Here is a 19030-nt window from a genome sequence, read left to right on the forward strand (position 1 = left end):
TCATGACAATCGTGCCGGAACGCGTCGGCGGGCTGATCCCCGGCGACCCCGCCGACGTACTGCGATGGATCCGCAGGGACGCAAGGGTCGTCGTGCCGATCGGCTTCGGCGAACCCCCCACCCTCCTCGACACCATCGAAGCCCATGCCGAAGAACTCGACGGCGTCCAGATACACCGCATGGACCCCTACGCGACCCGGTCCTACATCCAGGGCACCTACGGCAAGCATCTGCATCACGTCGACTACTTCCTCGGTCCCGGCTCGCGCCAGGCCTTCTGGGACGGTCAGTGCGACCTCGTGCCCAATCATTTCTCCGAGATGCCCCTGCTGCTGCGCCGGATCCGGCCCGACCTGGTTATCGCCCGTGCCAGCGGGCCCGACGAGCACGGCTACTTCAGTCTGGGCACCAACGCCGACTACGCCGCGGCCTTCATCGGCGAAGTCCCCTTCTTCCTTGAGGTCACCGAGCAGCAGCCGTTCACCTATGGACAGAACCAGCTCCACGGCAGCCAGATCGCGGGCTGGATCAAGACCGACGCCGGGTTCCCGAAGGTCTCCCACCGCGCGCCCGCACCGCAGGACGGGGCCATCGCGGGCCACATCGCGGAGCTGATCCCCAACGGCGCCTGCCTCCAGGTCGGGGTCGGCTCCATCCCCGACGCTCTCCTGAACGCTCTGAGCGGCCATAAGGACCTGGGCATCCACACCGAGTGCCTCTCGGACGGGCTGATGCACCTCGTCGAAAGCGGAGCGGCCACGGGCATGCGCAAGCGCAACTTCCCGGGCAAGCACGTCACGACATTCTGCGTGGGCACCCCGGAGTTGATGCGCTGGCTCGACCACAACACTGCGGTGCAGATGATGCCGGTGAACTGGACCAACGATCCGCGTGTCGTGGCGACCGAGCCGAAATTCGTGTCGATCAACGCGACCACCGAGGTCGATCTGATGGGTCAGGCCGCCAGCGAGACCATCGCCGGACGCTACTGGTCCTCCTCCGGCGGGCAGGCCGACTTCGCCCGCGGCGCCATGTACTCCGAGGGCGGCAAGGCGTTCCTGGTCCTGCGGTCCACCACGAGTTCGGGGCGCGGCCGGATCCGCTCCACGCTGACTCCGGGCAGCGTGGTCACCACCCTGAAGAACACCGTCGACCACGTCGTCACCGAGTACGGGGTCGCGAACCTGCGCGGCGCCAGCCTCCACGAACGAGCCCGCCGCCTCATTGCCATCGCGCACCCCGACCACCGGGACGAACTGCGCTTCAACGCCCGCAAGACCGGGCTTCTCCACTGAGGAGGGACCCTCACATGTCCACCACCGTCGCAGAGCAGCTCATCGACGTGCTCCACGCCGTCGGCGTGCGCCGGATCTACGGCCTGGTAGGCGACAGCCTCAACCCGGTTGCGGACGCCATCCGCCGACACCCGGACTTCGAGTGGGTGCACACCCACAACGAGGAGGCCGCTGCCTTCGCCGCCTCCGCCGAGGCGCAGATCACCGGGAGACTCGCGGTCTGTGCCGGAAGCTGCGGCCCCGGCAACACCCACCTCATCCAGGGCCTGTACGACGCGCACCGCAGCGGTGCCCCCGTGCTGGCGATCGCCTCCCACATCCCCTCGGGCCAGATCGGCACCAGCTACTTCCAGGAGACCCACCCGGAGCGGGTGTTCGCCGACTGCAGCCACTTCTCCGAAATGGTCAACAGCGCCGAGCAGATGCCGCGGCTGCTGCGCATCGCCATGCAGACCGCAGTCGGCAGAAGCGGAGTCTCTGTCATTACGATCCCCGGCGACATCGGGACTCGGCCCGCGGCACACCCGACCGGTACAAGCCCCCTCGTGTACGGCACGCCGGCCGGACTCCCGGCGGCAGAGGACATCCGCGAGCTGGCCGAACGCATTAACAAGGCCAGAACCGTGACCCTCTTCGCCGGAGCGGGGATCCGCGACGCCCGCAAGGAGGTGCTCCAACTCGCCGAAACGCTCAACGCTCCGATCGGCCACTCGCTCGGCGGCAAGGAGTGGATCCAGTACGACAACCCCTACGACGTCGGCATGAGCGGCCTGCTCGGCTACGGCGCCTGCTACGACGCCATGCACGAAGCGGACCTGCTCCTCCTGCTGGGCACGGACTTCCCCTACGACACCTTCCTGCCGGGCAGCCACACCGTCCAGATCGACCGGGACGCCTCCCGCCTGGGTCGGCGCACCCCACTCGACCTCGGCGTGACCGGTGACACCGGCGCGACGATCCGGGCGGTCCTGCCTCTGCTGAAGGCCAAGACCGACCGGCGTTTCCTGGACCGAATGCTGAGCCGCCACGCCAAGGCCCTGGAGCACGTCGTAGCCGCGTACACCCGCGGCATCGACACGATGCGCCCCATCCACCCGGAGTTCGTCGCCGCCCAGATCGACGATCTCGCCGCCGCCGACGCGATCTTCACCGTCGACACCGGCATGTGCAATGTGTGGGCTGCGCGCTACCTCACACCGTCCCTGCACCGCCGGGTGATCGGCTCGTTCCGGCACGGCTCGATGGCCAACGCCCTGCCGCAGGCGATCGGCGCCCAGACCGCCGCTCCCGCCCGGCAGGTGGTCTCCCTGTCCGGCGACGGCGGCCTGTCCATGCTCCTGGGCGAACTGCTGACCACCCGCGAACGGAACCTGCCGCTCACCGCGGTGGTGTTCAACAACGGCTCGCTCGGCATGATCCGCCTGGAGATGATGGTCTCCGGCTACCCGTACTTCGCCACCGACCACGGCGCGGTGGACTACGCCGCCATCGCGGCCGCCTGCGGGCTCGACTCGATCGCCGTCGACGATCCGACCGAGGTCCGCCCCGCCCTGGCCAAGGCATTCTCCTCACCCCGGCCCTTCCTGGTGGACGTCCGCACCGACCCCAACGCCCTCTCCCTCCCCCCGCACATCACCGCCCAACAGGTGCGCGGCTTCGCGCTCGCCTCCACACGCACAGTCCTCGACGGCGGGGTCGGCCGCATGCTCGATCTGGCCCGCAGCAACATCCGCAACATCCCACGGCCCTGAACGCCGCGTCGTCCTGTTCCTGGAACGTGGAGACGCTCATGTCTGCCAGTGCGGCGATGTCGATGCCTTCCCGGGGCCTGTCACCCACCTGACCGGTCTGAGGGGTGCTTCCTTCTGGTCGGCCTTGCGAGGCGTGGCCACCGATGCGCTGCGTACTCGGCCCGGCGATTGCTGAATGCCGATCGCCCGGTGCCACGCCGGGGCTGCCGTTGTCCGTGCTGCTGCCCAGAATGCGATACCGCTCGGTCGCTTCTTAGGGCGTGGTCCGGAGACCTCCGGAAAGCCCACGGGTTCGGGGAAGGCACTGGCGAGCACGTTGAAACCCCGCGGCGCCAGCCAGTGCGGCAGGTGTAGGCCGCGGCGCTGGGGTGACAGCGCCGCAACGGCCGGTGAGCGGCGTGCGAGCAAGCGGCCGGACAACCGGCGGGGACACAGACGCGGGGGTCACCGAAGGATGGATCGATGAACAGTTCGACGCTCCCTGCAACCCAGCCGGCTTTCCAGGAAGTCGGCGGGGCGATAGTCCTGCTGGATACGAAGGGGACGGTGGTTGCGTCCACGGAGGTGGTGTACGAGTTTCCGCTGGTGATAGGCGTGGCGTCGTGAAGTGAGGACGGCCATCGCGTAGATCCCTTCGAAGTCGACCAAGACACGAAGGAGAGTGGTTACGCGATGGCCGCGGACAACAGTGTGGGAGGTGAGATCCCTCCCGGCTACTCGCCAACGGCCTGGCGGTGGGGAGTGTAGCGGGGGGTTGGGCAAGCGTGGGACGGTCTTGAGCCGGCTGTCCCACCAACGGGTGCCCGCGCCAATGTGATGACAGCGTCGGGCTCGTGCCTGGTGGCGACGCCGCCATCGGGACCAGTTCATCGCGTGGTCGCGGCGGGCAGGATGGCGGCGGAGTTGAGTTGCCAGCAGACGACGGATTTCGGCTGGCGTGAGATCTACGAGGTCGGGTGTGTCGGCCTGGTCACCCCCTTTTCACGCTCCTGCACGGCCATTACCGCAAGGAAGGCGTGGACGAGCATGGGGAGCGTGATCTGCCGGTATCAGCCCACGTAACGACGGGCCGTACTGGTCCAGGCGGAACTCGTTCTTCGCACTCTGGGTAGGGCCGGCCGCGCGCCGAGGTGCCGGGTACGCTGATCCTTTTCCGTGCTGCCTCCATCCAAACCGGACGGGCCCGCTTTCCGGGCATCCGTGGCACGGTTCTGAGGGGCCCCGGTGCAGCAATGCACCGGGGCTACCCGACAACACCACCGGCGACCACCTGCGGATCCTCACCGCGTGCCTGCAGCCGCCGTCGCCAAGGACACGCCACCGCGATGCTGGCCGCCGTCCTTCCGGCCGCCTTCGACCTCGGCGTCGATCCGGTCGTCCTGGTCTGCGCCGAGACGAACATCGGCTCCCGCCGGGTCATCGAACGCAACGGCGGCCGCCTGACCGTAAGCCGCGGGCGATGCTGCTACCAGATCAGCCACCACATCGGTAGACGATGCGCGAGGCGGCGTGCGCGCTGGCCACCGAGCTGGGCCTGTTCATCGACCTGACGATCGTGTCGGCCCCTGCGGCGTTCTGCCTGATCAGGCGGGCGTTTGCTCACAGCGGTCCGCGAACGCGCTCAGGCCAGGGCCGGTGTCACGCCCCGCCGTGCAACCGTTCGGGCCGTCGAGAACCGATCGAAGATCAGCAGGCGTCCGGCGGTCCGCATTCGATCTTGCTCGGGCAAAGGACCGTTTGCGCGAACCGGGCCTCCCTGCCGACGAGTCGTGCGCCGATCCTCGCCATGGGGGCGGTCACGGACTACGGAGCATCGGGGCGGAGCGCGCGAGATCGAAGGACTGGTCGTAGAGAGCGACCACGTCGGCCTCTCCGCGTGTCGCGCTCCAGGTCCCGAAGCGTCGGCGCCGGCGAAAGCAACGGCGATGACGGTGCGGGCCTCGTGATCGACGCGGCTTGCCTCGCTGCCGTGGGCGAGCAGGCGTTCGCGGATCACCGGCATGAGGCTGACCGCCCAGCCCAGACGTTTTTGGGTGTAGCTGGAGTGCAGCGCGGGGGTGCGGAAGATGAGCGTGCTGATGCGCAGCGTCTGCTCCAGCGAGTGGTTGGCGGTCAGGACCGTGACGAAGCCGTCGCGCAACACCTGCCAGACGGATGCATTATCGGACTGCTCGGCCGCCAGTTGCACGAACAGCTCACCCAGCTCGTCCTGCTCTCCGCAGACCAACTCCTCCTTGGTGCCGAAGTAGCGGAAGAGCGTGCGCTGGGAGAGGCCCGCCTCCTCGGCGAGCGCGATGGTCGTCCGTTCGAACCCTTGCGAGATGAACAGCTGAGTGCAGCGGCCTTGATCTCCTCGCGCGCCATCTGACGCGACCGCTCCCAGACCGACGGCAGCCTCGTGCTGTTCATCGCCCCATTTAGCGGAGACCGCCAATTGGGCAGCCTGTATCGGATTGGCAGTGACTGCCAACCTGGTATAGGCTGCCTGTAAGAGCGAAACGGACACCGCTGGTGGGTGGTCACAACAGCGGCCACAGCCTGAGGGTGGGAGACGCTCTGATCCAGCCCGTAACGGGTGCTCCGCGCACGACGCGGTGTCCAGTACGTCCACTGAAAGAGGTTCCCTCGCTATGAACACCCCCTCTGCCCCCGCTACGGCCCGGCCTTCCCCTACGTTTGCGACGCGGCCGCACGGCCTGTTCATCGACGGCCGTGAACGGCCCGCTGCCGACGGCGGGACCATGGCTACTGTCGACCCGATGACCGGTGCCGACCTCACCACAGTCGCCGTCGCTGGGCGCGACGATGTCGATGCGGCCGTGGTGGTGGCACGCCGCGCCTTCGAAGATCCGGCCTGGGGGGCAATCGGCCCCGAACAGCGCAGCCGCGTGCTGTACCAGATCGCCGACGTCATCGAGGCGAACGCCGATGAGCTGGCCACCCTGGACTCCCTGGAGATGGGCGGACCGGTGGCGCTGACGCGCTGGATGGTCGACCACACCGTCGAGGTCTACCGCCACTACGCGGGCTGGCCGACCCGGATCTATGGCGCCACCGCACCCTCTGCTCCCAGCCAACTGCAGTACACCAAACGCTCCCCGCTGGGCGTGGTCGTCGCGATCGCCGGCTGGAACGGCCCCCTCCTGCAGATGGGCTACAAGATCGCCCCCGCACTGGCCACCGGGAACACCGTCGTCGCCAAGCCCTCGGAGCAGACCTCGCTGAGCCTGCTGCGCATGGCAGGACTCGTCCGCGAGCACACTGACCTGCCCGACGGCGTCCTCAACGTCGTAACCGGCCCCGGCCAGAGCACCGGTGAGGCCCTGATCACCCACCCGGACGTCAACAAGATCAGCTTCACCGGGTCCACCGCCGTGGGCAAGCACGTCCTGGAATCCTCCGCCCGTGACCTCAAGCGCGTCACCCTTGAGCTGGGCGGCAAGTCGCCGTTCATCGTCTTCGAGGACGCCGATCTGGAGGCGGCCGCGATGTCCGCCGCGCTGGGCTTCTGTTTGGGCAGTGGCCAGGGGTGCGTGGCCGGCACGCGCGTCCTGGTGCAGGAATCCATACGCGAGGAGTTCACCCGCCTGCTCGCCGAGAACATGGCCAAGATCCCCATCGGCGATCCCTTCGACTCTCAGGTTCTCATGGGCCCCCTGGCCTCCCGCGGCCACTACGAAAAGGTCACCAGCTACATCGACCTCGCCCGCCAGGCTGGCGGGAACATCATCGGTGACACCCGCGAAGAGTCCGACGACCTCTTCGTGGGCCCCACCCTGGTCACCGGCCTGGACAACACCTCGCGCATCGCCCAGGAAGAGATCTTCGGTCCTGTCGCCGCACTGCTGCCGTTCCGTGACGTCGAAGAGGCGGTGCGCATCGCCAACGACACCGTCTACGGCCTGGCCGCCACCGTGTTTACCACGGACCTCAGCCGCGCCCACACCATGGCCGACCGCCTCCAGGCCGGAACCGTATGGATCAACACCGTCAACCAGATGAGCAGCGGGCCGCTGCCCTTCGGCGGGTTCAAGCAGTCCGGCATAGGCAGGGAGCACGGAACCGACGTCATCGACGCCTACACCGAGACCAAAGCCGTCGTCGTCAACCTCTGACCCCAGCACCGCATCCGGCCCCTGCAGCGCCCCGCCCGCAAGGCCGCGCTGCAGGGACCAGCGCCAAGCTGTCCCGCCGGGCGACGAGGATTGGACACCGTTCACCCCTCTTGGCTGTCGTCGTCCTCATCCAGCTCGGGCGCCTCCGGGTCGCGCAGCGGACGCAGGCCGCCGCCAACAGGGGTGGACGCAGTGAAGCTGTAGCGGCCCAGCACGTTGAGGTTGCGGTGCTTGAGCGGGGACAGCCGGGCGATGTCCTCGTCCCGGATCTTGTACCCCTCAGCGCGCATCTGGGCGACAGCAACGTCGACGTACCGCGTCGTCCACAGCACCACAGCGTTCAGCACCAGGCCGAGCGCGCCGAGCTGGTCCTCCATCCCCTCGCGGTACGCCTGGTGGATGGTGCCACGCTTGCCGTGGCACACGTCCCAGGCCAGTTTGTGCCGGGACTCCTGCACGGTGAGCTGCCGGTTCATCTGCCGGCGGTCGGTGTGGTCGACCGGGTCGACCACCCGCATTAGATGCTCGGTCTTCGCGATCCGCCCATACTCGGCGAACGCCTGCCCCAGCGGGGTGGGGCGGCCCTCGCGGCCGAACACGCGCAGCAGGTCGTGGGCGCGGACCTGGTTGGTGACCGGCCCGCGCCGCGCGCAGGCGGCGGGGGCCGGGTGAAGTCGGCGCGGTGCGCGGCCGTGCCGGGACGATCTCAGATGCAGATGGGGGGATGGGCAGGAGGCCCTGGACTCCTAACCGTGACCTGGGTCGCAAGGTAGAGGTTCCTTCGCTGGTCAGGTCTTTGGAGCGGGTGCCGCCGGAATAGGTCCTGCATTCGTGTTCGTGCGATTGGTGAGAAGTAGCTCTGCGTGACAACGGGAAGAGCCCGGATCTGCGAGGATTTTCTTCCTCGATGAGGCGGGGTCAGGTCGCAGTGCTGCAGGTTTGGGTAAGCGAAGGGTTTTGATAGGCAGCGGCCAGGCATCGGCCCTGGAACTGCTGGGCGAAGGCGTTGGGGTGCAGTGACTCCTGCTGGTAGCCCTGGCTGATCTTCATTCCGGCGGTGCCGTAGCGCACCCACTCCATCTGGCTGCCCAGTTTGCCGGCGTCTTCGCTAGGGCCTGCCTGGCGGGTGTCGTTCTCGCACAGGGCGTGGCCGTCCAGCGCGTGGAGCATGCTGAGGAAGGTCACGTTTCTGCTGGCGGCGACCTTGTGCAGCATCGTGTCGATTGCGGGTGTCAGAGTGTCGTGCATGAGGTCGAAGTCGGCGTTCCACAGTGGGCATCCGCCGACAAGGGTCCGCTTGGTCGTCTTGCCGCCTCCGGCTTCGGGGAAGATGTCTCGCACCTTGGCGCTGGTCGGTACCGGAGAGGGGTAGGACTGCAAGATCAGTTTGTAGCTGTCGGCGGGTGATCCGGCCGCGTTCATCACCTGGCGGATCTTGTCGATCGCTTTTCCGACGTTCGTGGCGACCTGCGGTAGTTGGTCGAGTAGGCGTTTCCCCTCGCCTGCGGCGGCGCATGATGGCTTGCTGTTCATGTACTGATCAGTGCAGTGGCGCAGGGCATCCGACACGTTCAGGTCGTTGCCGCCGATCGACACCACGATCAACTTAACCCGATGAGTGGCGGCCAGTGTTTGCAGTAGCCGCGTCTGCGATGCCTTGTTCTCCTTGTAGGGCTCGCTGAGGATGTGCTTGGTCTCGGCTCCCGAGCAGGCCAGATTGACCGGAGTGAGCGCGACCTGCCGGGTGCCGTTGATTTCGGCCACATCCGAGCGGTGGCATCCGGTGGTGGTGGGCTGTCGGGGATCGACGGCGGTGTCGTCATAGACCCGCTTGGGGTCATAGCGGCAGATGGCCGCGACGCGGTAGGCGGCGCGATCGGTCCCGCCACGGGTGCAGAACGCCGCCGCGGCGAGATCGCCGTTGCCCCACCAGCGGCCTGCCTCACCGGAGATGAAGCTGTCTCCCAGCGACACCGCCACCGGCCCGCCCTGTTGCGCGAGAGCCCCCTCGCCTACGGCTCTGGCCTGGGGTGCCCAGGCCGAGTAGGCGGCCGGCACCCCTGCGATGGCGGTGGCGAGGGCGGCGAGACCAGCGCGTTTCTTGCCTTTTGTCATGAACGGAACCTCCCAGGCGATATGAGGATGAGAGTCGTTCCTCCGCTGCCTGGTTCGGAACCATAGAGAGAGGAGGGTGACAGCGTTCAGCGAACGCCTCGTACCCAAATTATTCCGCACAGTGACAACGGCAAGATTGGCTGAGCGGAGAGTGTTTTCTGGCGGCCGGAATAGCGCATTGTTCATCACTCGCCAGGACATCACCGCCATTCCGGCAGAATCGGCGACACCATGCCGTGTCGGCGCTCCTACTCGTCCATTTCTCGTCTGTTTCGAGGCCACGGCAACGCACAAAGCTGGGCAGCAAGCCCCAGACGGTCCGCCGGATCCCGCCCGCGGCCCGTGCGACGGCCATCCGGTCGGACACCCCGTACAGGTGCGGTGAGGACCCGGGCAGAGGACCTTCAGGGGGCTGCCGGAGCGCCGTGATCATGATGGTCCTGCGCGCCGGCAAGCGCTGGTCGGCGTGAGCACTGCTCGATTAGGTCGGCTGACGGTTTCCCGGCAGAACCACAAATGGCATCGGGCGCGGGCGCTCAGAGGTGGATGCGATGCATAGCCATCCAAGCCCAACGACCGGCTTGGGTGCTCCGTGGGTGCTCGTATGTCGCGGTACCACCCGGCAGCACCCGGTACGCCGTCGCGATGATACAGGTGGAACGAATCGCGAACGCGGACCAAGTGGCACGTAGTAAAACTGTGGAATAGGACGCGGTAGCGCGTCGAGTAGGGGCTTCTTGTGGAGCTGTGGAATTTTAATCCGCAGCTTCGGAGCCACAGGCAGCAGGCCGGCCTCAATTCGGGCATTTCGGAAGCCGCAGGTCACGGCCCGGTTGGCCGTGGGCCGAAGGATTGTGCATGATGCGCTTCATGTGCGACGTCGGACTCATCCGGACACGCATTTATCGTTGCAGGAGGCGGGAGTTCCAGACGTCGACCGGCTCGCCATTCGCCTACGAAGTGCCAGGCAACCATCCTTCTGTACCGGTCGGTCTGTCAATCGGCGACCGAGGAGACGACCGACAGCATCGCCGCGTATCGGTCCGGCGAGCTCATTGACGCCGTACGCCCAGTCTCCGGAACCTGGTCACCAGGCCGGGCCGCGTCTTTCCGGAGGACCGTTCAGGCTGCTCACGCCACTCGGGCTCCTCGGGTCGGTCTCCGCGCAGGTGCCGGTCGAGCCGTGCGCGGTCGCGCTGCCGGTTGTCAGCGATCTCGCGGTCTGTGTAGCGGCGGCTCCACCGAACCCTGCCGTCACGGACCCAGTAGTGCGACTGGCAGGGCAGTCCCCAGTTGCCGACCGAGGGATCGAGGGATACGTTCTCGCCGTCGTAGATCAGCGTCCACCGCGCCGGCGACAGTGAGGTGAAGACCTCCTCTCCGCAGCCGCAGCAGCATAGATGCCCGCACGTGGAGTAGGGGATCGAGACGTACAGCACGCCGGGCTCCATCTCCGGCGGGACGTGGTCGACGAATTCGGGGCGGAGCGCGGCGATGAGGGTCATATCCGGTCCTCGTTGGCGATCTCGTTGGTAATCAGCGAGTAGGTGCTGAAGGTCTCGCGTGTGACGTCGGCGTAGACGCCGAGGTGACGTTTCCACCGGCCGATCGCCAGGACAGCGTTGAGAGCGTTCAGGTCGGCGACCTGAATGTTTCGGCCGTAGTCGTCGTGCTCGGGGGCCGATGCGGGGATCCGCCGCCGGACCTGTTCGCGGTGCCCCGGCAGGCTTGTGGAGGTCCGCAGCAGCCCCGTTAGGTGCCCGTCGACTTCCTCGATGCCCATACCAACGTCGACGAACGGCACGTCGCGGGCCTCCAGCCAGTCCATGACGGCGGGCTTGCCGGCCGCGTTGTCGGAGCATAGGAACACGAAGCTCGCCCCCTCCAGAACATCGAGGTTGTCCTCATCGAGGAATTCCTCGCACGCGGTGATGCCCCGGTGCATGTTGGAGTAGATCGTCTTGAAGTAGGCGGCCTTGTTGGGGCGTGCCCGCAGCGTCTCCAGGTCAGGGGCACCAGGGGCCCTGAAGGCGTTGTGGTTGTCGAAGTGGTCGCCGTCGATGAGCAGAATGGTGTCGACCTCGGTCTTGGCGACCTGGTCCAGGATGTAACCGCCGGTCCCGCCCAGCCCGACGATCGCGATACGGTGCCCGCGGTAGCGGCGGTTGACGGCTGCGAGCCCGGCCCGTGAGGTGGCGGTGTCACGGTAGGCGAACACCGAGTCGTCCCCGACCTCGTGCCAGGCGGCGCCCGGAGTGGCCGTGACGGCGGGGTCTAGCGCCTGAGCCGGGTGGGAGATCATCCGCACGTATGCGGTCACCTTGGAGTACTCATCGGGGTAGCCGTCCGGCGCCGGCTTGCTGGAGAGCATGAAGGATGCCCGCAGCCCGTCGGTGATGTCCCGAATCTCGTCGTTGACCATCCTGAGCCGCCGGCCCTGCTCGTCGCACGGCGCCGACCCGACCCACCAGATGCGGTGGTCGGTTCCGGACACGATGCGGTCGCCGCTGATGGTCACCGGATAGGCCAGAACTCCGTACTCGACGGTGCCGGTCTGTGTGCGGTAGGGGATGCGCTGGATGAGCAGGTGCCCCGCCTGCACGACGACGTCATACCCGTCGTCGAGCAGGCGGGACAGGTCCTGATCACGAGCGAGAGGTGCGCTCGACATCGAAGACCATGCCCTCCTTCACGTGCACGCTGTGGCCCGCCGTGAGGCTGCCAGCACCGTGGCCCTCGGGGCCGCGGGTGTAGCGGACGGTGAAGGTGTCCTGCTCTGTCGGCGGCCGGTCCGGGAAGGCGAGCACGACGAGCTGCTCGAAGGAGATGTCCTTGTCCTCCCACTGGTACGGCCGGCTGTTGATGATGATCGTGACGGGCTTGTGCCCGTGGTCGTCCTGTGCCATCAGATCATTCCTACGGCGCGTATAGAGGCCAGCCGAATCCGCGCCGAGTATCGACCAGTGCTCGAAATTTCGAGCACTGCTACCGTAGCAGAGGTGAGCGACACTTTGAGCGGTGCGAGAAGTCAGGAACGCGGGTAATGAGCGAGAACCTGAGCGTGAACGTCAAGGCGCTGCACGCCGCCCTGGACGCGGCGCGCACCGAGAAGGGCCTCTCGTGGCGGCAGCTGGCTAAGGAGATCGGCGTGAGCGCCTCGACGATCTCGCGGATGGCCAATAACCTCAAGCCCGACGTCACGGCCTTCGCCGCGATGACGACGTGGCTGCGGATGCCGGCCGAGACCTTCTATGTGACCTCGGAGCCGGCCAGCGACGAGGAGCCCGAGCTGGTGGCCTCCTTGGTCCCGCACCTGCGGGCACGCCGTGACCTCACCGAGCAGGATGTGGACTATCTCGAAGAGGTCATCGCCGCGGCCGCCCGCCGATTCCGCGCCGAAAGCGGCGGCCGGAGCCGGTGACGTGGCCTGGACACAAGCACTCATGCGCGAGGTCGCGCAGGAGGAGCGGGCCGAACTCGGCCTGAGTGCGACCGACCGGTTCGATCCTTATGCCCTAGCCGAGGCCCACGGCATCAAGGTCTACACGCTGAGCGATCTGCGCCAGTACGACCTCGGCGTTCAGGCGCTCCACCACTTCACCGAGCAGGACTCCTCCGCCTGGTCTGCCGCGCTCGTCCCGTTCGGGACCGCGCGGATCATCATCGAGAACGAGACGCACGCCCCGGCCCGCCGCCGCTCGAACATCGCCCATGAACTCGGCCACCACCTCCTTGAGCACCCCTTCGACGGCGTGATTTTCGGTGAGAACCACAAGCGGCAGTTCAACGACAAGCAGGAGAAGCAGGCGACCTTCATGGCCGGCGAGCTCCTGATCCCGCTCGCCGCCGCAGCGCGCATGGCTTACGCCGGCTGGGACAACCAGCGCGTCGCCGACGCCTACGGCGTGAGCCCCCAGTTCGCCCAGATGCAGATGAAGGGACAACGCGTGCGAGCCCAGCGAGCCGCCCGCAAGTACGGCTTCTCCAGCCCCGTCATCCGCCAGCAACGCTGACCACCAGTACAGCGTTCTGGCCGATGCTCTCGCCCTTTAAGCCTCGGGCAGGTCTTCGACTTCATCTTCCGGGCCACGAAGGACTCGGCGGCCTACTAGCAGCGCAGATGCGTGAACAAGGGTAGTTGAGTCGGCCTCGGGCGCGGTGTCGGGATAACTCTCGGTCCGTTTTCACAGGCCGTTCGCCGAAGCCGCCGTGCCGATCTCTCGGCAACCCGAACCCCGACAGCAGGGCCCAGGCTCACGCCAAGGTTTTGCGGGCGGTGGTGGCCGTCTGGGCTGGCTGAAGATCGTCCCTGGGTATGCGCCTCGCGGGAGCGGCTTGGCCGGGATGGGCTTGCGTGGTTACGCCGGTGATCGGTGAGGGGCTGGCCACCGGGGGTCTCGGGCGGCGTAGATGTGATCCGGTCCGGTTCGTCGGCGGTGGGCTGGCGGGTCGTACGCCCGGGCGGTTCGGTGGTGCCGGGGGCGGATTTACCAAGATCACGGCACGCGAGCACACATGGAGCACATGTGGTCGCCATACCGCCCCAAAACAGACACTGGGCGCTCCCGGTGGAACCGAGAACGCCCAGGTCAGGACGGGTGCGCCGCCAGGGACTTGAACCCCGAACCCGCGGATTAAGAGTCCGCTGCTCTCGTGCCAGATCGACGCTCTCACTGCCAGACTATGCCGGTCCGTCCGCGACTCCGCCGGTTCCGGTGCCGGGTAATGTCGCCGACTGATGCGCTGTCTCATGGCATCCGAGCACACAGCGAGCACATGCACGGATGACATTGGTGGTGGGCGAACCGTGATTGGTGCGCGAGGGGGCATTCCTTGCAGGGTGCCCAGGGTGTGCGAGTACCCTCCGGCTGCCTTCTGATCATTGAGGATCGCGTATCTCTGCCAGGCTCTCCGCAGGAGAGATCGCCGTGGCCGAGGCTTCAGCGCCGAGCAGGCGATTCGGTAGACGGTGATCGTTAGCGTCGTCGTACTCGTTGCCGTCGCGGCGGCAGTGTTGTACATGCAAACGTACCTGCTGGTACGGCGATATGGCGTTCACCGCAGGGCTACTCCCTGCGTCCCCGACTTCTGGAACGCCGGATCATCTCCCATGCGTGGGGAGGACCCGCCAAGGGGCAGCTTGAGGGCCTCAAGCTGCCCCTTGGCGCACCCTCACGTGCGTGAGGTTCGCATCGGCGCAGAAAGCGGAACACCCCCACGTGCGTGGGGAGGACCGACGAAACGGCCATGGTGGTGAGCGTCGGATGGGAACACCCCCACGTGGGGGTGACCCGAAGGTCACCCGGGCCTTGGCGGAGATGGATCCGGGCTCCCCACGCATGTGGGGGTGATCCGCACCTGACCGTCGCCGAGTACGCCGACGATCGTGTCGGGAGACCGGCATTTAGGCATTCCCCCGAGGTGGGGACACCTTGGGGGAATGTCCGTTCTCGGTCAGGGGGCGGTCCAGGATTGGGCGTTGGTCTGGTTGCAGCCGTAGATCTGTAGTTGGGTGCCGTTGGTGGTGCTGGCTCCGGGGTCGTCGAGGCATCGGTTGGAGTTGGGGTTCCACAGTTGTCCGTTGGAGTCCAGGTGCCAGTCTTCGCCGGGGCTGCCGTTGCAGTCGTAGAGCTGGATGAGGGTGTGGTCGGTGGTTCCGTCGCCGGTGACGTCCATGCATTTGGTGACGCCGTTGATGGTCACGCTGATGGCGTTTCCGGGCCCGTCGGGGGTGATGGTCCAGTTCTGATTTGGATTGTTTGTGCAGCTGTAAATCTCGATTTTGTTGCCGTTGTTGGTTCGGCTCTGGGAGTCGTCGATGCACAGGCTGCTGGAGTGGCCGGAGATGATGGGGCCGGTGATGGGGACGGGGTTCCACCAGGCGTCGAGTTCGGCGGTGGTGACGTAGTAGCTGTAGTAGGCGACGTGGCTGATCTGGCCTTTGAAGTAGCTGGCGCGGTTCGTGCTGGTGACACCGGGGGCGTTGATCCAGGTTTTGGTGCTGGTGTTGTGGGAGAAAACGCCGGCGCCGATGAAGTTGAGGGGGTCTGCGTTGTTGACGGGGTCGTGGCCGGCCATGCCGATGCGGGGGTAGTTGTCGAGGTAGAGGCCTTGGTGGTAGGCGCCGCCGCCGGCGTCGTAGGCGTTGAGGGTGGCGGTGTGCCATTGGCCGTCGTTGACCGGTTGTGGGGAGATCATCGGGGTGACGGCGCCGTTCCAGAATTGGGCGTACAGGCGTCCGTCGGTGCCGATGTACATGACGGGCATTGCCGCCGGGTTGGCCTTGTCGGGGGTGTCGTTGCCGGTGGAGAACAGGATTCCGTTGCTGCCGGGGTCGGCGCGGAAGGACAGGGTGAGAGTGAGCGTGTTGGAGGAGTGGATCATGTTCGCGGGAGCGGTGAGGTAGCCGGTCCCATCGAAATCGGCGACGGTGCCGTAGGTGGAGTCGGGGGGGAAGGTGACCCCGCCGGTCGCCGGGATGTCGGCGCCACCGCGGGTGTCGGGGGTGCAGACGGTCGCGGTGCAGCTGCTGGTCGGTCCGCTGCTGGTGGTGAGCGGCCATTCGTGGTCCGGGGCGATCAGGCTGACCGTGGTGCCCTTAGACAGGGTGGTGCCGGACAGGGTGTAGGGGGTGGCGTTGGTGCCGGACTGGGCCCACAGTTCGATGTTGCCGGTGGTGGTGACGTCGCCGGAGACCAGGGTCGGCGGGGTGGTCCAGGGGACGGTGATCTTGGTCCAGGTTCCACCTTGGGAGGTGGCGGTGCCGATCGGGGTGGCGGCGTTCTGGCTGGGGTTGGTGGCCTCCCACAGTTCGCCGGTGGTCTTCTTCAGCGCGAACAACACGGCGGTGCCGCCGGGCTGGGCGGTGGCCAGGGAGAAGTTGTTCCAGTCGCTGGCGCCGTCGGGGGAGTCTGAGGGGCCGGCGAGGGTCTGGTAGTAGCCGTAGCCGGTCGCGTCACAGCCGCCGCAGGTGGTGTACAGGTCGAGTTGGTAGCCGTTGGTGGCATCGCCGGTGATGCCGATCAGGTCGGCGATGCCGGTGCCGGTGAGGCTGGCGTTCCCGGCGGCGACCAGGTCGATGGGGTTGTCACCGTCGCCGTTCAGGGAGTAGTCGGCGAACTGGCCGGAAGGCAGGTTCTGCTGGCTGTCGGAGACGGGGGCGAGGGGGAGGGTGTCGCCGTTGCCGTACAGGATGCTGCTGGTTCCGGTGTGGGTGCCGGTGGGGTAGTAGGCGATGACGTCTTGGACGTGGTTGCCGGTGAAGTCGCCGTGCAGGACCTGGGCGCCGGTCCAGTCGGCGGGCGTGCCGGCAGTGTCGACCCCGGTTCCTGCGGCGCCGATATCGGTGGGGACGTTCAGGTTCCCGGCGCCGTCGCCGGTGGCCAGCCACAGGCCGGGGTTGCTTCCGGTGCCGGAGGCCAGCAGGTCGGGATGGGTATCGCCGTCGATGTCGCCGTCGGTGTAGGGAGCGGCCGGTCCGGTGACGGTGAAGTCGGTGGAGGCGGAGTCTCCGGGGTTGCCGCCGGAGGAGATCGAAAAGACGGTCAGGGTGTTGGGCCCGGCGTGGGTGAGGGGAACCTGGACGGTCTGGGCGCTACCGGTGGCGGTCACGCTCAGCGGCGGGCTGGAGTTGATCTGGTAGGTGTAGCGGTTCGGTGGCGTGCCGGTGCAGGTTCCCGGAGGGTCGGCCAGCGCGTCCGCGCAGGGGGCGAGGGTGAAGGTGCCGCTTTGGCCGAGTGCGCCGGCGTTGCCGTCGCTGTCGGTGGTGACGGCGACGCCGGGGGCGGCGGGCTGGGTGGGGTCGTAGGTGAAGGTACAGGGGCTGCCGGAGGAACCGGTGCCGGTGGTGGGGCTGTACAGCTTGCCGTCGCTGGATCGGGTGTACCAGGAGTAGGCGTAGGCATTGGTGGCCCCGTCCGAATGCCAGCCTTGGATCACGGTGCGTTTGATGGTGAGACTGACCACCTTGCCGGAGGTCGAGGTCAGCGCGGTCGAGGCCGTCTTGGCGTCGCCGGAGTCATAAACGGTGGAGCCGCCGTAGTTCTTGACGACGAACTGGGTGCCGAGCTGGCCGCCGTCGGGGTCGGAGGCGACGGTCTGGAAGGTGACGTCGTCGTTGCCGATGATGGTCGCGGACGGCGCGCCGGTCTGGCACGGCCCGCCGGGCGAGGCCGCCGGGTGGGTGGGCAGCGTGGGCGCGCGGTCGTAGGTGGTCGACATCGTCAGCGTCGAGGCGTGGAACTGTTTCCAGGCGTCCTTGTCCGACTCGGAGGCGGCAGCGATGCCGAAGGTCAGGCTGGAGGCGCCTTGGGCGTGGGACTGCATGAAGGAGGTGATGGGGAAGCCGACGTTCTGGCCCGAGCAGGCGGGCGGGTACTGGGTGTTGATCTTCTGCTTCCAGGACGGGGCGTTGTTCCAGGTGGTGGAGGAGGAGATGCCTCCGGTCCACCACAGTTCCAGGCCGGGGGTGGGTGCGCTGGAGCAGGAGGAGTACGGACCGTAGGCGACGGTCAGGTCGAGTTCGGAGGAGTAGATCTGCGCGCCCTGCAGCTGGGACGGGACACTCATCCGGACGTAGGACTCGGCGGTGAAGGTGGGGTAGCAGGTGTCCCAGCCGCAGTATCCGTTCTGCAGTTCACTGGGTTTCCAGTGCGCGGCGGATTTGTTGATGGTGTCGGTCTGGGCCCACGCCTGACGAGAGGATCCGGCGTTCTGGCTCACCCAGGTTGGGTCGATGTAGACCGGGAACACGGTGGATGCGCCGGTGAGCAGTCCGGAGTCGGGCCGCAGGTTGATCGAACCGCTGTGTGCCGTGCTCGGATTCGCCGTATGCGGGGTGGCGGCCTGCTGAGCGGTGGTCTTGATCGGTGCCACGTGCGCACCCTGCCCCGGTCCGGTGACGGTCGATGCCGCGGGTGCCTGCGCACCGGATCGGCCGGCGGTGGTCGCCGAGTCCCACATCATCGGGGCGATGGCGGTGAAGATCGGCTCGCCGTCGCCGGCCGCGGTGGCTTTCAGGTCACCTGCGGCATTGGCGGTGACCGTCAGGTCATTGCTCGCCGTGGCCATCGTTAAGCCGGCGAGCCGGGGATTGGCGGCGGCGGCCGGAGTCTTGACGACGAGAGTGTCGTTGAATCCGCCCTGAGGGGAGACGGTGACCACGAGATCGACCCCGTCGAGGACCGACGGGTAGGTCGCGGTTGCGCCCGAGATGGTCGGGGTGGGCAGCGGCGTGGGCCAGGACAGCGACAGCGTGTGGCCGGTTGCGGTCATGGTCGCCAGCGGCCCGGTGCCTCCGCCGGACAGGACCAGGCCGCTGGTGGTCACGTTCGGGGACACGGTGTGGTCGGCATTGACGTGCAGGGTCGCGTCCAGGTTCTTCCATGTCCCGTCACGCCAGGCCCGGACCGGCTCGGCGGTTTGCGTCAGGGTGAAGGTGCCCGCGGAGTCGGCGACCGTGGTGGACGTCGGCGTGGTCAGCGATGTGACCGGGACACTCTGCCCGGTGGCTTCGGCCCGCCGGAGCGCTTGGGTGGATTCGCGCGCTACCTTCGCCGACCCGGTCAGCGGCGGCGATCCGGTCGTCTTTGTATGGTCCTGGCGGGAGACGGCCGCAACGGCCGTGCTGCCGGAGAAACCGACCGCGCACGCGGTGAAGACGGCGACCAGCGAACTCAGCGTGCCGCAGTGACGCAGGATCGGTCTGCGGTGACGGGTCGATGCATTTGCCACGGTAGCGGGCCCCTTCCACGGC

13 protein-coding genes, 1 tRNA gene and 1 pseudogene are annotated in these 19030 nt (G+C 67.2%); 7 read left to right on the forward strand and 8 right to left on the reverse strand.

Annotated features, from left to right (window positions below; all coding sequences use genetic code 11):
- Positions 1-2 precede the first annotated feature (2 nt).
- The 4 genes from NDW01_RS41120 (at position 3) to NDW01_RS44590 (ending at position 4596) form a co-directional block, all read left to right on the forward strand.
- Positions 3-1295, forward strand: coding sequence for an acetyl-CoA hydrolase/transferase family protein (locus NDW01_RS41120; RefSeq protein ID WP_252829965.1), 1293 nt, complete (start codon positions 3-5; stop codon positions 1293-1295).
- Positions 1296-1309: 14 nt separating this feature from the next.
- The gene (locus NDW01_RS41125) at positions 1310-3046 is read left to right on the forward strand and encodes a pyruvate dehydrogenase (RefSeq protein ID WP_252829967.1); all 1737 of its coding nucleotides are present in this window, start codon (positions 1310-1312) and stop codon (positions 3044-3046) included.
- Positions 3047-3508: 462 nt separating this feature from the next.
- On the forward strand, positions 3509-3652 hold the full coding sequence (locus NDW01_RS41130; RefSeq protein ID WP_252829968.1) for a hypothetical protein: 144 nt from the start codon (positions 3509-3511) through the stop codon (positions 3650-3652).
- A gap of 719 nt (positions 3653-4371) precedes the next feature.
- Positions 4372-4596, forward strand: coding sequence for a hypothetical protein (locus tag NDW01_RS44590; protein WP_406567809.1), 225 nt, complete (start codon positions 4372-4374; stop codon positions 4594-4596).
- Between the two features lie 71 nt (positions 4597-4667).
- Here the strand turns inward: NDW01_RS44590 and NDW01_RS41140 are convergent, their stop codons facing one another.
- Positions 4668-5552: a TetR/AcrR family transcriptional regulator gene (locus tag NDW01_RS41140; RefSeq protein ID WP_252829975.1), complete on the reverse strand. Its 885-nt coding sequence runs from the start codon at positions 5550-5552 to the stop codon at positions 4668-4670.
- A 124-nt stretch (positions 5553-5676) separates the two neighbouring features.
- Here NDW01_RS41140 and NDW01_RS41145 point away from each other — a divergent pair, with 124 nt between their 5' ends.
- On the forward strand, positions 5677-7161 hold the full coding sequence (locus NDW01_RS41145; protein ID WP_406567810.1) for an aldehyde dehydrogenase family protein: 1485 nt from the start codon (positions 5677-5679) through the stop codon (positions 7159-7161).
- Positions 7162-7262: 101 nt separating this feature from the next.
- On the opposite strand, the pseudogene NDW01_RS41150 reads toward NDW01_RS41145, so the two are convergent.
- From NDW01_RS41150 to NDW01_RS41170, 5 genes and pseudogenes are all read right to left on the reverse strand, one after another.
- Positions 7263-7796 (reverse strand): annotated as a pseudogene (locus tag NDW01_RS41150) (Tn3 family transposase); the annotation flags it as partial.
- Between the two features lie 283 nt (positions 7797-8079).
- Positions 8080-9276 (reverse strand): SGNH/GDSL hydrolase family protein, encoded by a 1197-nt coding sequence (locus tag NDW01_RS41155; protein WP_252829978.1) that lies wholly within the window; start codon positions 9274-9276, stop codon positions 8080-8082.
- Between the two features lie 1052 nt (positions 9277-10328).
- Entirely contained in the window at positions 10329-10781 is a 453-nt protein-coding gene (locus tag NDW01_RS41160; RefSeq protein WP_252829980.1) for a DUF6527 family protein, read from the reverse strand.
- A complete protein-coding gene (locus NDW01_RS41165) occupies positions 10778-11947 on the reverse strand; it encodes a ThiF family adenylyltransferase (RefSeq protein WP_252829981.1) in 1170 nt (389 codons plus the stop codon). Before NDW01_RS41165 ends, NDW01_RS41160 begins: the two co-directional genes overlap by 4 nt.
- Positions 11922-12182, reverse strand: a complete 261-nt coding sequence (locus tag NDW01_RS41170) for a multiubiquitin domain-containing protein (RefSeq protein ID WP_252829983.1) — start codon at positions 12180-12182, stop codon at positions 11922-11924. Before NDW01_RS41170 ends, NDW01_RS41165 begins: the two co-directional genes overlap by 26 nt.
- Positions 12183-12319: 137 nt before the next feature.
- Between NDW01_RS41170 and NDW01_RS41175 the strand changes: the two genes are divergently transcribed.
- Both NDW01_RS41175 and NDW01_RS41180 read left to right on the forward strand, forming a co-directional pair.
- On the forward strand, positions 12320-12697 hold the full coding sequence (locus NDW01_RS41175; RefSeq protein ID WP_252829984.1) for a helix-turn-helix domain-containing protein: 378 nt from the start codon (positions 12320-12322) through the stop codon (positions 12695-12697).
- A gap of 22 nt (positions 12698-12719) precedes the next feature.
- Positions 12720-13289: an ImmA/IrrE family metallo-endopeptidase gene (locus NDW01_RS41180; RefSeq protein ID WP_252829985.1), complete on the forward strand. Its 570-nt coding sequence runs from the start codon at positions 12720-12722 to the stop codon at positions 13287-13289.
- A gap of 586 nt (positions 13290-13875) precedes the next feature.
- Here the strand turns inward: NDW01_RS41180 and NDW01_RS41185 are convergent.
- Positions 13876-13944: transfer RNA gene (locus NDW01_RS41185), tRNA-Lys, on the reverse strand.
- Positions 13945-14730: 786 nt separating this feature from the next.
- On the reverse strand, positions 14731-19008 hold the full coding sequence (locus tag NDW01_RS43410; RefSeq protein ID WP_256514422.1) for a ricin-type beta-trefoil lectin domain protein: 4278 nt from the start codon (positions 19006-19008) through the stop codon (positions 14731-14733).
- Positions 19009-19030 lie beyond the last annotated feature (22 nt).

Origin of the sequence: Actinoallomurus soli (genome assembly GCF_024055715.1) — a bacterium.
GTDB classification, from domain to species: Bacteria; Actinomycetota; Actinomycetes; order Streptosporangiales; family Streptosporangiaceae; genus Actinoallomurus; species Actinoallomurus soli.